This is a genomic window from Bradyrhizobium sp. BRP22, assembly GCF_020194175.1.
Lineage (GTDB): Bacteria > Pseudomonadota > Alphaproteobacteria > Rhizobiales > Xanthobacteraceae > Bradyrhizobium.
In genome coordinates this window covers 1-13934 of the sequence record NZ_JADYVX010000040.1, presented here as the reverse complement: position 1 = coordinate 13934, position 13934 = coordinate 1, and the positions used below count along the sequence as shown (strand labels likewise).

At 64.7% G+C, this 13934-nt stretch carries 14 protein-coding genes and 1 pseudogene; all 15 read left to right on the top strand.

The genetic code is table 11. The annotated features are described in order from the left end of the window. The first annotated feature begins 18 nt into the window (after positions 1-18). Complete coding sequence (locus I6F35_RS33120) at positions 19-1173, top strand: ABC transporter substrate-binding protein (protein ID WP_225121840.1); 1155 nt, start codon at positions 19-21, stop codon at positions 1171-1173. Between the two features lie 226 nt (positions 1174-1399). After that, complete coding sequence (locus I6F35_RS33115; protein ID WP_028164695.1) at positions 1400-2272, top strand: branched-chain amino acid ABC transporter permease; 873 nt, start codon at positions 1400-1402, stop codon at positions 2270-2272. After that, the gene (locus tag I6F35_RS33110) at positions 2269-3318 is read left to right on the top strand and encodes a branched-chain amino acid ABC transporter permease (protein ID WP_225121839.1); all 1050 of its coding nucleotides are present in this window, start codon (positions 2269-2271) and stop codon (positions 3316-3318) included. The genes I6F35_RS33115 and I6F35_RS33110 overlap by 4 nt, the downstream gene beginning before the upstream one ends. Further along, the gene (locus tag I6F35_RS33105) at positions 3315-4100 is read left to right on the top strand and encodes an ABC transporter ATP-binding protein (protein ID WP_225121838.1); all 786 of its coding nucleotides are present in this window, start codon (positions 3315-3317) and stop codon (positions 4098-4100) included. The genes I6F35_RS33110 and I6F35_RS33105 overlap by 4 nt, the downstream gene beginning before the upstream one ends. Beyond that, on the top strand, positions 4093-4797 hold the full coding sequence (locus I6F35_RS33100) for an ABC transporter ATP-binding protein (RefSeq protein WP_225121837.1): 705 nt from the start codon (positions 4093-4095) through the stop codon (positions 4795-4797). The genes I6F35_RS33105 and I6F35_RS33100 overlap by 8 nt, the downstream gene beginning before the upstream one ends. After that, a complete protein-coding gene (locus tag I6F35_RS33095; protein WP_225121836.1) occupies positions 4790-5158 on the top strand; it encodes a Rieske (2Fe-2S) protein in 369 nt (122 codons plus the stop codon). Before I6F35_RS33100 ends, I6F35_RS33095 begins: the two co-directional genes overlap by 8 nt. A gap of 95 nt (positions 5159-5253) precedes the next feature. Then, positions 5254-6102, top strand: a complete 849-nt coding sequence (locus I6F35_RS33090; RefSeq protein WP_225121835.1) for an STN domain-containing protein — start codon at positions 5254-5256, stop codon at positions 6100-6102. Between the two features lie 278 nt (positions 6103-6380). Then, positions 6381-6932, top strand: coding sequence for an RNA polymerase sigma factor (locus I6F35_RS33085; RefSeq protein ID WP_225121834.1), 552 nt, complete (start codon positions 6381-6383; stop codon positions 6930-6932). 1 nt (position 6933) lies between these two features. After that, positions 6934-8199 (top strand): FecR domain-containing protein, encoded by a 1266-nt coding sequence (locus I6F35_RS33080; RefSeq protein ID WP_346283230.1) that lies wholly within the window; start codon positions 6934-6936, stop codon positions 8197-8199. 172 nt (positions 8200-8371) lie between these two features. Continuing rightward, positions 8372-8833 carry a hypothetical protein gene (locus I6F35_RS33075; RefSeq protein ID WP_225121833.1) on the top strand — a complete coding sequence of 154 codons (462 nt, stop codon included), beginning with the start codon at positions 8372-8374 and terminating at the stop codon, positions 8831-8833. Between the two features lie 220 nt (positions 8834-9053). Next, positions 9054-10805 (top strand): ShlB/FhaC/HecB family hemolysin secretion/activation protein, encoded by a 1752-nt coding sequence (locus I6F35_RS33070; RefSeq protein ID WP_225121832.1) that lies wholly within the window; start codon positions 9054-9056, stop codon positions 10803-10805. Next, a complete protein-coding gene (locus tag I6F35_RS33065; RefSeq protein ID WP_225121831.1) occupies positions 10805-12805 on the top strand; it encodes a MotA/TolQ/ExbB proton channel family protein in 2001 nt (666 codons plus the stop codon). The genes I6F35_RS33070 and I6F35_RS33065 overlap by 1 nt, the downstream gene beginning before the upstream one ends. A gap of 5 nt (positions 12806-12810) precedes the next feature. Further along, positions 12811-13215, top strand: a complete 405-nt coding sequence (locus I6F35_RS33060) for a biopolymer transporter ExbD (RefSeq protein ID WP_225121830.1) — start codon at positions 12811-12813, stop codon at positions 13213-13215. Positions 13216-13382: 167 nt separating this feature from the next. Further along, on the top strand, positions 13383-13715 hold the full coding sequence (locus I6F35_RS33055; RefSeq protein ID WP_225121829.1) for a hypothetical protein: 333 nt from the start codon (positions 13383-13385) through the stop codon (positions 13713-13715). Beyond that, positions 13712-13934: pseudogene (locus I6F35_RS33050) on the top strand (energy transducer TonB); the annotation flags it as partial. The gene I6F35_RS33055 and the pseudogene I6F35_RS33050, both read left to right, overlap by 4 nt.

Sequence of the window (13934 nt, the reverse complement as noted above, 5' to 3'; positions counted from 1 at the left end):
GAGGGATTGGAGAGCCACATGATAAGGACGTCCAGGATTGTTCCGGCAATTGCGCTGGCAGCGGTTTTATTCGGCGGCGGCGCCGAGGCGCAAACCATCAAGATCGGCGTGAACGAACCGCTCACGGGCGCGTTCGCCGCGTCCGGCACCTATGTCGTCAACGGCGCCAAGATCGCCGCCGATGAGATCAATGCCAAGGGCGGCATCCTCGGCAAGAAGCTCGAGCTCGTGATCGAGGACAACAAGAGCAATCCGACCGAGGCCGCCGCCGTCGCCGAGAAGCTGATCACCAGCGACAAGGTGCCGGTGTTGATGGGCGCATGGGGCTCCAGCCTGACGCTGGCCGTGATGCCGAAGCTGATGGAATATGAAACGCCGATGGTCGTCGAGACGTCGTCGTCCGGCAAGATCACCACCACCGGCAACCCCTTCATCTTCCGCATCTCGCCGCCGTCGTCGGTCGAGGCTGCCGCGTTCAAGGGAATCGTCGACAAGCTCGCGCTGAAGAAAGTCGATTTCCTCGTCATCAATAACGACTGGGGCCGTGGCACTGCCGAGGATTTCAGCAAGATGATGAAGGAGAAGGGGATCAGCGTCGGCCTGGTCGAAACCATGGACCAGGGCGCGCAGGACATGAGCGCGCAGCTCTCCAAGATCAAGGGCTCGGATTCCGAGACCGTCATCGTCACCACCGCGGTCGACCAGCTCACGCTGATCTTCAAGCAGGCAGCGGCGCTGGGCTTGAAGAAGCGCATCATCACCACCGGCGGCTCGCAGAATCCGGATCAGATCATCGCGCAGGCGGGGGCCGCCGCCAACGGCACCATGCACCTGACGACCTTCCTGCCGTGGTTCCCGGAGAAGACGCCGAACCCGGAAGCGACCAACTATTTCGTGTCGGAATGGAAGAAGCGCGGCTTCGACTTCGCCGGCTGCACTGAAAGCTTCCGCGGCTATGACGGCATCCGCACCGCGGCGGCTGCGATCGAGAAAGCCGGCAAGGCGGAGCCGGCGGCAATCAAGGCCGCGCTGTGGGACATCAAGGTGAAGGGGTTGAACGGCGATATCGTGTTCCGCAAGTCCGGTCCGGAAGGCAAGGAGAGTGGGCAGAGCCAGCCGAACGTCTATCTGATCGAGATTACGGACGGCAAGGTCGACATGAAGACGCTGTGACGATGAGGACGAGATGGAATCTGGTCGAGCTGCACCAACGACGGCGCTTGGCTCCCTCTCCCGCTTGCGGGAGAGGGCTGGGGTGAGGGTCTCTCCGCGAGTCTTCGTGTGGAGAGAGCCCTCACCCGGTGTTGCGCGCCGACCTCTCCCGCAAGCGGGAGAGGTGGAGTTTGCAGGCCGACCGCTTCAACCAACTTCTACTGCGCCATAGGATGATGGAGCCGCCTTGAGCGAGTTTCTGCAACATCTGATCAACATGCTCGTCCTTGGCGGCACCTATGCGCTGCTTGGGATCGGGCTGACCTTGATCTTCGGCATCATGAATGTGGTGAACTTCACGCATGGCGTGCTCTACACGTTCGGTGCCTACATCATGTTCATCGTGGTGCAGCAGCTCGGGTTGAACTTCTTTCTCGCGCTGCCGGTCGCCGTCGTCGCCGGCTGGCTGCTGGGCGCGGTGATCGAACTCACCTTGCTGCGACCGCTGCGTGGCTCCGATATCGACACCACCATGCTGGTGATGATCGGTGCCTGGATCGCGATGCAGTCGGCCACGCTGTGGATCTGGGGCGGGGTCGCGAAATCGGTCGCGACGCCGTTTCCGGAAGCGCCGCTGGTATTGGGGCCTGTCTCGGTTTCCTGGCTGCGGCTGTTCGTTCTGGCCGCCGCGGCGCTTCTGATCGTGGTGACGTACCTGCTCATCAATCGCACCAAGCTCGGTTGCGCGATGCGGGCGACGTTTCAGGACCAGGACACGGCATCGCTGATGGGGGTCAATGTCGATCTCATCTACACCTCGACCTTTGCGATCGGCTCGAGCCTTGCGGCAGCAGCGGGCGCGCTGCTCGGGCCCGTCTATGTGATCTTTCCGCAGATGGGCGATCTTGCCGCGGTCAAGGCGTTCGCGATCGTGATCCTCGGCGGGCTCGGCAACATCACCGGCGCGGTCATCGGCGGCTTCATCCTGGCATTGGCCGAGGAGCTCGGCGCCGGCTACATCTCGTCAGGATACCGCGACGCGATGGGCTTCCTGATCATCATCGCGGTGCTGATCTTCAAGCCGACCGGTCTGTTCGCGCGCTCGGAGCGCGTCGGATGAGGGCAGCGATCACCATCCTCACGCTCGCGGCCTTCGCCTCCGTGCCGCTCTGGCTGCGCGATCCCTATCTGTTGAACGCGCTGATCACGACCGGTATCTTCATGATCGCCGCGATGAGCCTCAATCTCCTGCTCGGGTTCACCGGTCAGCTCAGCCTCGGTCACATCGCCTTCTTCGGCATCGGCGCCTATGTCAGCGCGCTGACCTCGCTTGGCTTCGATATCGGGTTGCCTGGTGGCTTCCGCCTGGTTCACGAACCATGGCCGCCGATCGTGGGGTTTGTGCTGGCGATCCTGGTCGCGGGACTGTGCGGCTATTTCGTCGGACTGCTGTCCTTCCGCGTGCGCGGCGCCTATTTCGTGATTGTCACCATTTCCTTTGCCGAGGTCGTCCGGCTGGTGGCGCTGAACTGGGTGGAGCTGACGCAGGGGCCGCTCGCGCTGACCAACATCCCGTCGATCACAATCGGCCTGCCGGGTCTCGGTGAACTGACGCTGCGCACCAAGTTTCACAACTATTATCTCGTGCTCGCGGTCGCAGCGGTCGCCTATCTCCTGATCTCGCGGCTGGTGCATTCCCATTTCGGCCGCGCCATGCGCGGGCTGATGGAAAACGAGACGCTGGCGGTGTCCGTCGGCATCGACGTGACCAGGACGCTCACGCTCGCCGCGGTGATCTCGGCTGCCATCGCCGGCGCGGCTGGCAGCCTCTATGCGCACTACATCCGGATCATCGATCCCGAAGTGTTCGCCTTCATCAACACGGTGACCATGGTGATCATGGTCATCAGCGGTGGTAAGGGCTCGCTGGCGGGACCGGTCGTCGGCGGCCTAATCTTCGGATTGCTGCCGGTGATGCTGCGTCCGATCATGGCGCCGGAAGCGCAATGGATCGCCTATGGCGGTGTCCTGATCGTGATCCTTTTCGTGCTGCCGCGCGGCATCGTGCCTTCGCTGGCGCAGCGCTTTGCGAAGCGAAAGCGCAAGGCGGCGGTGGTTGCGGTCACTCCGGTTGCCTTCTCCGAACGTGCCAAGGAGCCCGCATGACGACCGCGCGTGCGATCGCCTTGAACGTGGAGCAGGTCGCCGTTCGCTTCGGCGGGCTCGTCGCGCTCTCGGAGATGAACTTCACGGTCGGCGAGGGCGAGATCGTCAGCCTCATCGGCCCGAACGGCGCCGGCAAGACCACGGCGTTCAACGTCATGACGGGCTTCCTGGATCCTGCCCATGGCAGAGTGAGCTATCGCGGCACCGCGCTCAACGGATTGAAGCCGCATCAGATCGCCGATCTCGGATTGATCCGGACGTTCCAACGAACCAGTGTCTTCCCGAACGACACGGTCTACGACAATCTTCTGATCGGGCTGCATCGGCAGGGCAGGGTCGGATTGTTCGAGGCGATCCTTGGCCTGCCGCGCGCGCGCGCGTCGGAACGCCGGCTGCGCGAGCGCGCCGCCGAGCTCGTCGAATGGGTCGGCCTCGAGCGGCGGGCCTACGATCCTGCAGGCTCGCTCTCCTATGGCGAGCAGCGCCTTGTCGGCGTGGCGCTGGCGCTGGCCGCGGAGCCGTCGATGCTGCTGCTCGACGAGCCGGTCTCCGGCATGAATGCGTCGGAGACCCACACCTTCGTCGAGCTCATCCGCAACATCCGCGATCGCGGCGTCACCATCCTCCTGGTCGAGCACGACATGCCGATGGTGATGAGCGTCTCGGACCGGATCGTGGTGTTGAACTACGGGAGGATCATCGCGGAGGGGCCGCCGGAGGCGATCCGGAACGATCCCGATGTCATCGAAGCCTATCTCGGGCAGGGAGCCGCGCGTGCTTGAGGTCCACGATATCGTCTGCGGCTATGGCGGCGTCACTGCGCTGCGCGGCATCTCGCTGCAGGTGCAGGCCGGGCAGCTCGTCGCCCTGATCGGCGCCAATGGTGCCGGCAAGAGCACGACGCTGCGGGCGATTTCCGGACTGGTGCCGCCGCGCTCGGGGCAGATGTTCTTCGACGGCAAGGAGATCACCAGAGCGCGACCGCCACGCGTGCTCGCCAGCGGGATCGCGCATTGTCCGGAAGGGAGGCGGGTGTTTCCGCACATGACGGTCGAGGAGAATCTCGACATGGGCGCGTATCTGCGCGGCGATTCCGCCGAGGTCGCCGCCGATCGCGATCGCATCTATCAGGAATTTCCACGGCTGGCCGAGCGCCGGCGGCAGGCCGCAGGCACGTTGTCCGGCGGCGAGCAGCAGATGCTCGCGATCGGACGTGCGCTGATGTCGCGGCCGCGATTGATCATGTTCGACGAGCCTTCGCTCGGACTTGCGCCCAACATCGTCGAGCGGACCTTTGCCATCATCCGCCGCATCCGCGACGCAGGCACCACCGTGCTGCTGGTCGAGCAGAACGCCTTCGCCGCGCTTGAAATGTGCGATCACGCCTATCTGCTCGAGAACGGCCGGATCGTGCTCGCCGGAACGGGCGCGGCGCTGATCGAGAACGAGCACGTGCGAAAGGCCTATCTCGGTGGATGAACGGTTTCCGATCACCGCACATTCGGGTCAACCCGGCTGGGTGCCGGTCTGCGGGTTGAGCCGGCTGAGGACGGAAGCGATCGTGTGCGCGCGCGTGTGTGGCATCGATTTGATCGTGGTCTGGAACGACGGCGACGCCATCGCGTGCGAACGGGCGTGCCCCCACGAACAGGCGGATCTGAGCCTTGGTCGCGTGACGGGCGGAAGGCTGTTCTGTCCCCGTCACGCAGCGTCGTTCGATCTTCGCGACGGCCGCATCTCGCACGGCTGGCCAAGCCGGCCGTTGCGGCTCTATCCGGTCCGCATCGCGGAGGGACAGGTATCGATCGACGCGCAGTCGATCGGCGCGTCAGTGCGCTAGTTCGTATCAACAGGTGCACCGAAGCCGGTCAGGTGACGCCATCACGCCAGTCTGTCATATGGTTGACATGAGAAGGTACGATGTGAGGCCGAGGGATGGCGCGCGATCTCCGGGATCCCTGCGCGAAATCGAAAAACCCTCGCAAGGAAGCAGCCGACGAGACGGCTCAGTTGTCAGCAATGGTAGGTATTGGCCAAATCGTTTCGTCCCGTGTGCAAGTCCGGCAGCGGATACGCCTGCCGCGCCTCGGCGTCTGGCCCTTGGCGAAGATCGCGGCGGTACTTCTCATTATGGTCGGAGTTACCGTTGCGTCTGGAAACGAGCGGACGTCGCCGATCGGTCTCATGACGTTTAACATCCCGGCGCAGCCGCTGATCGACGCGCTGCAGGCGTACAGCCAGCAGGCCGGCGTTCAGGTGATGTTCGAAACGACCTCGGCGGCCGGCTTCCGCGCGCAGCCGGTCAAGGGCGAGTTCACGCCGCAGGCGGCGTTGCTGATGCTCCTGGCCGATACCGACCTGAAGGTGCGCTATAGCCGATCCAACGCCGTGACCCTGGCGCCGGCGTCCGCGCCGAATCCGGACGAGCCGCCGATCCATCCTCCGGTCTCCGCGGACATAACGCTTGGCACGCTGCGTGTTCGCGGCACGGGCGATGGCTCCGATCGCAATCTGGGTGAGTATATCGGCCTCATGCAATCGGACATCCAGAAGGCGCTCAAGAAGGGCGGACGGAATAAGCGCGGCGACTATCGGGTCGCGGTCAAGCTATGGGTGACGCCGTCCTCGCGAGTGATTGACAGGGCCGAGCTCGACGGATCAACCGGCGACGTTGATCGGGACAGTTCGATCACCGAGGCCTTGCGCGGCCTGGTGCTGAGTCAGCAGGCGCCGCCCAACATGCCGCTGCCGATCCGCTTCATGATCTCAATGCATGCGCTTTAGATTCCGCCTCGTGCGACAAGTATAAAGTATTGCCTCAAGCTCCGGCGACACCTTACTCAATGCTGTCGCGATCAAGCGACTCTGGGGGCGCGGCAAAGCTCCTGGTCAATGGCCGCGGTACCTAAATACATTGCCGCTGTGGTTCGATTGCCGCAATCGCCGACCAGCCTGCCAGTGACGATTGTCCGTCACGCGAGTGTCATCCTCGGTCGATAGGGAAAATAGTGGGACTGACCACGATCTGCGAAGCGCAGCGCGTGGTGTTGCGGGGCTGGTAAGTGTCTAATTCGAACAGTAAATCTCTGCGCGAGACGGTCGCAGCTGATTACGACGGCCTGGCCAAGCGGCTGACGCGTTGCCTTGGCTCGTCGGATTTCGCACGCGAAGCACTGCACGAAGCATTTCTGCGGGTCGATCGAGTCTCCGATGCAGTCCCCATCCATAGCCCCGTCGACTATCTGTTCCGCACCGCACTGAATGTCGCCAAGGATCGGCGCAAGAGCGACCGGCACTTGCTGAACGCTGCGGAAATCGCTGCCATCATGGACATCCCCGATGACCGTCCAGATCCGGCGATGGTGGTTGAGGCACGCATCGAACTGACGGAGTTTCAGAAGGCGCTCGAAGAATTGCCTGCGCGTCGGCGCGATGTCTTCATCGCAGCCCATCTTGATCATCAGCCCCATCGCGAGATCGCCGCTCGGTTCGGCATCAATGTGCGCACGGTCGATTTCGACCTGCAGCATGCCATGGAGCATCTTTCCCGCCGTCTCGGCCGCAACGTGCTCCGGCGCCTTGGGCCGCGTCCAAAGCTGAAATTAAACGAGTAGCTTGCATCTCGGCGGAGCAAGTGTTTATCAAGCGGTTCGGGATCGCTTTCCTGACGCATGCGCCCAGTGCTCGCACAGGCGGGAAATCCTCAACAAAAAATTCGAAAGATGCACTTTCTATAGCGACAAGGAGCTGGAAAGTGCGGATAGGTATTATTTTCGATTCAGTCTTGGTTCGCGTCGATCGTCTATAGAGCAAGAGGGCGCGGTATTTCCGAGTACGCCGGAGGCATTCGGCGAGAGAGACAGCAAAGAGCGATTGGTCTTGACCGCAGGCGACGATATTCCTTCCGAGCTGGACCCGCTGTTGCGGCAGGCGCTTGCGTGGGTAATTCGCCTGCAGTCGGGCGCGGCGACATCGGAGGATGCTGCCGCTTTGGGACTTTGGCGCGAGCAGAGCGCCGAGCACGAGGCTGCCTTCCGCGATGCCGTCGGGTTGTGGCGCAGTTTTGGCGAGGCCACGCGCAAGCTGGCCGACGAGCCGGGGTTCGTGAATGTTCAACGCAGGAGTCCGCCTCATCCGCGCGACAGGCTCAGCCGCCGGGCGTTGATTGGGGGAGCGATGGCCGCTGCCGCATCCGTGGCCGGCGGATATTTGGTCGTCCGTCCGCCGATGGGGCTGTGGCCGTCATTCGAAGAATTGTCGGCGGACTATCGGACTGCCAAGGGCGAGCGGCGCAGCATCGCTCTGTCCGACAATGTCTCGCTGACACTCAACACGCAGACGAGCATCGCCGTACGATCCGAGCAGGGGGCTTCGCGCATCGAACTGATTTCGGGTGAAGCTGCCGTTCAGGCCGAACGCGATATGCCCGTGCCACTTGTCATTGATGCCGCCGGAGGCCGCGTCACTGCGCGTCGTGCCAGCTTCAATGTGCGATGTCTCGATCGTGCCGTCTCGGTGTCGTGCATCGATGGCGACGTCGAAGTCGAATGGAAAGGACAACGCGTCGCCATTGCGGGCGAGCAGCAGATATCCTATTCGGCGGAGGCAGGGCTGGGGCGCGCATCGCAAGCGGATCTGGAGCAGGCGAACGCTTGGCGAAAGGGGCTGCTGATCGTCCGCGACTGGCCGGTCGGTCGGCTGGTCGAGGAGATCAACCGCTACCGGCCGGGCCGGATTGTCGTCATGGACGAGCAGCTAGGGCGTCGCATGATTTCCGGCACATTCCATCTCGATCACCTGGACGACTTCATCGCTCAAGCCCACGGCCTATTCGGCGCCACCGCGCGGTCGTTGCCGGGAGGCATCGTGTTGCTGAGCTAGCGCCTTGAATTGCCCGACAAGACAGGTCTGGCGGACGAAGCGCAAGATAATGAGGATGCAATTGATCAGATCGCGACATGCGGATGGAGCGTACCGGTGTCGCAGCTTGGCCTCCGTCATCCAAGGTATTGGCAAAGGCATTGCAGTCGGCTTCGGATTGCTGGGGATGACAATGTCGGCCGGCTGGCGCGCGGAGGCCCACGATATCGGCTGGGCGGTTGGCCAGCTCACGCCGTATCAGCAGCGTAGCGAGGTTTCGCCGTTGGCGCGCACGCCGGCGCTGTCGCAGGAATATCGCGAGGCAAGCAAGGCGCCGCCGCATTGGGCTCAATTCGCGAAGCTGGTCAGGTATCGTTTTGAAGATTGGATGGGCGCGGACGACGAGGTCGGTAACCGTTTCAGGGCCTATCTTCGCGAACACCGGGGAAAGGAAGACGGGCCGCCGCAGATGCTCGAGGTGCGCGCCTGGCTCAATCCCGACGGCACGGTTGAAAAGGTGACCTTCCCCCCGCTCAACAATGCGCAGGCCGATGCTGATCTGCGGAAGATCCTGACGCGGGGCAATGTCGGCGAGGCGCCGCCGCCGGAAATGCTGCAGCCGCTGCGCCTGCGCCTCCTGCTAAATCTGAAATAATCCCGCGACCGGGCGATGCCGGCAAGGCAGACGCCGCACGACCTGCGCCGCGTGCTCCCCGGTGATCTACGGGATCGCGCGAATCGTGGGGCACGCCCAAAAATTCTTAAGACTTTGATTCAGTCTCGTTCCGGTTCGATCGTCTGTTGAAGTGAGGCACCATGAACGCGGCATTCCGCCGTGCCGTCATGCGCGTGCCCCAGGAGACGAGCGAGCACCCGTGCAATCTGAGATCGGTTACAAGCGTGGCGGACCTGCGTCCGCCCGAACGGTGTTGCTCGGCCTGAGGCCTGTCATGTCGGTGGTCGCCGGCGGTCTTTGCGCGCTGGCGTGGGGTGAGGCAGGTGCCGCGCCACAACGCGCGCAGCAGGGCGCGAATGCACCCGCCGCGAATGCCGCGCCGGCGCAGCAGCCGGCGGCGCCGCAGGCCGCGGCTGCTGCGCAGCGCTTCGACATCGACGATTTTGCGGTGCAGGGGGCGGATAAGCTGCCGCAGATCGAGATCGAGGAGGCGATCTATCCGTTCCTCGGTCCGGACAGGAGCGCCGACGACGTCGAGAAGGCGCGGGCGGCGCTGGAGAAGGCCTATCGCGACAAGGGCTATCAGACCGTCAGCGTGTCGGTGCCGACGCAGAATGCGCTGCGCGGGGTGGTGATCCTGAAGGTGACGGAGATGAAGGTCGGGCGCCTGCGGGTGAAGAATTCGCGCTACTTCGACCTCGACCGGATCAGGGACCGGGCGCCATCGCTGCAGGAGGGCACGGTCCCGAACTTCAACGAGGTCACCAAGGACATCGTCGCGCTCAACCAGTGGCCGGACCGCCGGGTGACGCCGGCGCTGCGCGCCGGGGTCACCCCGGGCACCGTCGACGTCGATCTCAACGTCGAGGACAAGCCGCCGCTGCACGGCACGGTCGAGGTCAACAACCGCAACTCGCCGAACACGACGCCGGCCCGCCTCAGCGCCACCGTGCACTATGACAATCTGTGGCAGCTCGGGCATTCCTTCAGCTTCACCTACCAGGTGGCGCCGCAGCGGCCGAGCGATGCCGAGGTGTTCTCGGGCTCGTACCTGGCGCGGCTGCCCGAGCTCGACTGGCTGAGCCTGCTGGTCTACGCGGTGAAGTCGAGCAGCAACGTCGCCACCGTTGGCGGCACCAACATCGTCGGCCCCGGCGAGATCGTCGGCGGGCGCGCGGTGATGACATTGCCGGGGCGGGAGAACTTCTTCCAGACGCTGTCGGTCGGGGTGGACTACAAGCATTTCGACCAGACCGTGGGACTGGGGACCGACAGCTTCGCCTCACCGGTGACCTATTATCCGGTGGTCGCCAGCTACGGCGCCACGTTCCAGAACGACAAGTTCCTGACCCAGTTCAACGCCGGCATCACCTACAGCCTGCGGCCGTTCGGCAGCGACTGGACCGAGTTCGACGCCAAGCGCTACTACGCCTCGCCGAGCTTCACGCATTTCAACGTCGACGTCGCGCACACCCAGGAGCTGCCCGAGAATTTCCAGCTCTGGGGCAAGGTGCAGGCGCAGGTTGCCGACGGCCCCTTGGTGTCGAGCGAGCAGCTCAGCGCCGGCGGCCTCGACACCGTGCGCGGCTATCTGGAATCCGAGGTGCTCGGCGATGACGGGGTGATCGGCAATCTGGAGATCCGCAGCCCCAACCTCGGCGAGATGCTGCAGAAGGAGATGAAGGACGAGACCGGCCAGGGCCAGCCGCGGTTCGTGACCTTCAACGACTGGCGGCTGTTCGCCTTTGCCGACGCCGGCCATGTCCGCATCCAGCGCCCGCTGCCCGAGCAGCAGACGACGTTCAATCTGTGGAGCTACGGGGTCGGCACGCGGTTTCGGGTGTTCAACACGTTCAACGGGCTGGTCGCGCTGTCGATGCCGATGATCAGCCAAACCTATACGCGCGCGGACAATCCGCGGCTCAACGTTCGGATCTGGGGTGAATTCTGATGACGATGGGATGGGACAAGATGCGGGCGGTGAAGCGCGCGGCCGCACAGGCGGTGGCCACGCTGGGGCTGGCCGCGGCGGTGGCGCTGGCGCTGGCGGCGCCGGCGCAGGCGTGGTGGAACGATGACTGGCAATTGCGCAAGAAGATCACGATCGATGCCAGCGCCACCGGGGCCAACATCACCGATCCGGTCGGCACCACGCCGGTCCTGATCCGGCTGCACACCGGCAACTTCCGCTTTGGCTCGGCCAAGGACGATGGCTCCGATTTGCGGTTTGTCGCCGGCGACGACAAGACGCCGCTGAAGCACCACCTCGAGAAGTATGACGGGCTGCTGAGCGAGGCCCTGGTGTGGGTGGCGGTGCCGAACCTGCAGCCGGGGGCCAAGGCCGAGATCTGGCTGTACTACGGCAACAAGAAGGCGCTGGCCGCGGCCGACGCCAAGGCGACCTATGATCCGGACACGCTCTTGGTCTATCACTTCAACGAGCGCGGCACGCCGGCGCTGGATGCCTCGGTGTGGGCCAACAACGCCCAGAGCGTCGGCCAGCCGGCGGACGGGGCGATCATCGGCAATGGGGTGCGGCTGAGCGGGCAAACGCCGCTGACGCTGCCGGCGGCGCCGTCGCTGACGCTGGCCGCCGGCAGCGCGCTGACCTGGTCGGCGTGGATCCGCCCGGCGGCGGCGCAGCCGAATGCGGCGCTCTACAGCCGCCGCGATGCGGCGAGCGGCAATGCGCTGGTGATCGGGCTCGACAATGGCGCGCCGTTCGTCGAGGTGACGAATGCCGGCGCCGCGCAGCGCAGCGGCGCCGGCGCGGCGATCGCGCCCGGCACCTGGCATCATCTGGCGGTGGTCGCCAATGGCGGCCAGGTGACGCTGCTGCTCGATGGCAATCCCTATGCCTCGTTCGCCGCCGCGCTGCCGGCGCTGAACACCGTGGCCCTGATCGGAGGTGACACGGCTGCAACCTCCAGTGCAGCTCCGATCGCCCCCTCCGCAGCCGCGCAGTCCCCTGCTGCGCCGGCTGCGGACGGCGGGGGCACAGCCCCGGCGGACGATGCCGCCGCGGCGCCAGCCGCGGTGCCGGCGCTGGCCGGCTTTGCCGGCGACCTCGACGAATTGCAGATATCGAAGGTCGCGCGGCCGTTCGGCTTCCTCAAGTTTGCCGCGATCGGGCAGGGCCCCGACACCGCCAAACTGATCGCCTTCAGCGTCGACGAGGAGACCGCGAGCTGGCTGTCGGGCTACTTTGCGGTGATCCTGAAATCGGTCACGCTCGACGGCTGGGTGGTGATCGGCCTGTTGGTGATCATGGCGGCGCTGAGCTGGGTGGTGATGGTCGACCGCGCCAGCTACCTGAACCGCCAGGCCAGGGCCAACGCGCTGTTCATGACGCACTTCCGCGACCTCGCCGACGATCTCACCATCCTCGACCGCGGCGAGGACGTCGAGGTCGCCACCCTCGGTGGCCGGCTGACGGCGGCTGACGCCAAGGCGATGAAGGCCTCCTCGCTGTACCGCATCTACCACATCGGGACCGAGGAGATCCGCCACCGCTTCCGCAGCGGCGCCGCGCCGGTGTTGTCCGGGGCCTCGATCGCGGCGATCCGCGCCGCGCTCGACAGCGGCGTGGTCAAGGAGATCCAGCGGCTGAACCGGCTGATGGTGATCCTGACCATCGCGATCTCCGGCGGTCCGTTCCTCGGCCTGCTCGGCACCGTAGTCGGCGTCATGATCACGTTCGCGGCGATCGCGGCCTCCGGCGACGTCAACGTCAACGCGATTGCGCCCGGCATCGCCGCGGCGCTGGTCGCCACCGTGGCCGGGCTCGGCGTCGCGATCCCGGCGCTGTTCGGCTACAACTACCTGATCTCCAGGATCAAGGACCTGACCTCTGACATCCAGGTCTTCGTCGACGAGTTCGTGACCAAGATGGCGGAGTTCTACTCCGCCGAGCGGCCGGACCCGACCCTGCACCGCATGGCCGCGGAGTAACGGCGATGCAGCTGCAGAGCGACTCCAAGCCGTATGACGACATCAACATCACCCCGATGCTGGACCTCGCCTATGTGCTGCTGGTGATCTTCATCATCATGACCACGGCGACCGTGCAGGGCCAGAAGGTCAACCTGCCGAAGGCCTCGGCGGCGCCGTCGCTGCCGACGCAGACCACCAAGGCGATCACGGTCGCCAACGACGGCAAGATCTTCCTCGACACAATCCCGGTGACATTGCCCGAGCTCGAGCAGCGCCTGGTGCAGCAGAAGGCGCTGACGCCGGAGTTCCCGGTGGTGCTGCGCGGCGACGCCCAGGCCCAGTACCAAAGCGTGATGGACGTGCTCGACCTGCTCGGCCGCATCGGCCTCAACCAGGTCGGTCTCGCCACCAAGCCGCTCGTGAAATGATGCGATCGTCGACCCCGCTGCCAACGCCGCTCGTTCACACGCCCGTTCGGCGCAAACGCGCCTATGAGCGTGCGCTCGATACGCTACTGCGAGCGCTTGTCCGGCTGCGGCTGGTCGGGCCGGCTCCCGATGACCTTGCTTCCGAGGCCGTGAAGGGAGGGGATTGCGTGAGCTCTGTCGTTCTGCCTTTTCCCATCCGGGGCGAAGCGCTTCTGGTCAGTCTGGCGAACGAACTCCGCGGCCGCGTCTCGGCCGGAGAGCTGGAGGATGATCCGTTCCTGGCGACGATATCGCGCGGCCGCCGGCCGCGCCTGTCGATCGACCGCGATGCCTACGTCGAGTTCAACGTCGAAGATGAGACCTTTCATCTGAAGATCGATGCCACGCCCGTACTCAGGCTGACGTTGGAGACGCAGGAATTCACAAGGCTCGTTGAATTCGTCTTTCAGTATTTTGCCGAGCGCGATCGCGGTTTGCGGCAGGTCGAGGTCGTGTCGTGAGCAGGCTTCGGGACGATTGGAAGCTGCCGGATGAACCGCAGGCGTCGACGAGCGCGCGTCGTAGCTCCGTGTTCCGCAGCCCTGGGCTGCGTTACGGAGCGGCGCTTGCGGTGATCGCCTTGCTGTTCGGCGGGGCAGGCTACTGGTTGCTCGGGGGGAATGATCTGCCGCCGCCGCGACAGGTCCGCGAGATCACGATCGTCAACATCACGCCACCAC

Bases quoted from the DNA above. Each gene is read 5' to 3' on its own strand.
- I6F35_RS33120 (WP_225121840.1), top strand. From the start codon at position 19: ATGATAAGGACGTCCAGGATTGTTCCGGCAATTGCGCTGGCAGCGGTT.
- I6F35_RS33110 (WP_225121839.1), top strand. From the start codon at position 2,269: ATGAGGGCAGCGATCACCATCCTCACGCTCGCGGCCTTCGCCTCCGTG.
- I6F35_RS33105 (WP_225121838.1), top strand. From the start codon at position 3,315: ATGACGACCGCGCGTGCGATCGCCTTGAACGTGGAGCAGGTCGCCGTT.
- I6F35_RS33090 (WP_225121835.1), top strand. From the start codon at position 5,254: ATGGCGCGCGATCTCCGGGATCCCTGCGCGAAATCGAAAAACCCTCGC.
- I6F35_RS33075 (WP_225121833.1), top strand. From the start codon at position 8,372: ATGTCGGCCGGCTGGCGCGCGGAGGCCCACGATATCGGCTGGGCGGTT.
- I6F35_RS33065 (WP_225121831.1), top strand. From the start codon at position 10,805: ATGACGATGGGATGGGACAAGATGCGGGCGGTGAAGCGCGCGGCCGCA.
- I6F35_RS33060 (WP_225121830.1), top strand. From the start codon at position 12,811: ATGCAGCTGCAGAGCGACTCCAAGCCGTATGACGACATCAACATCACC.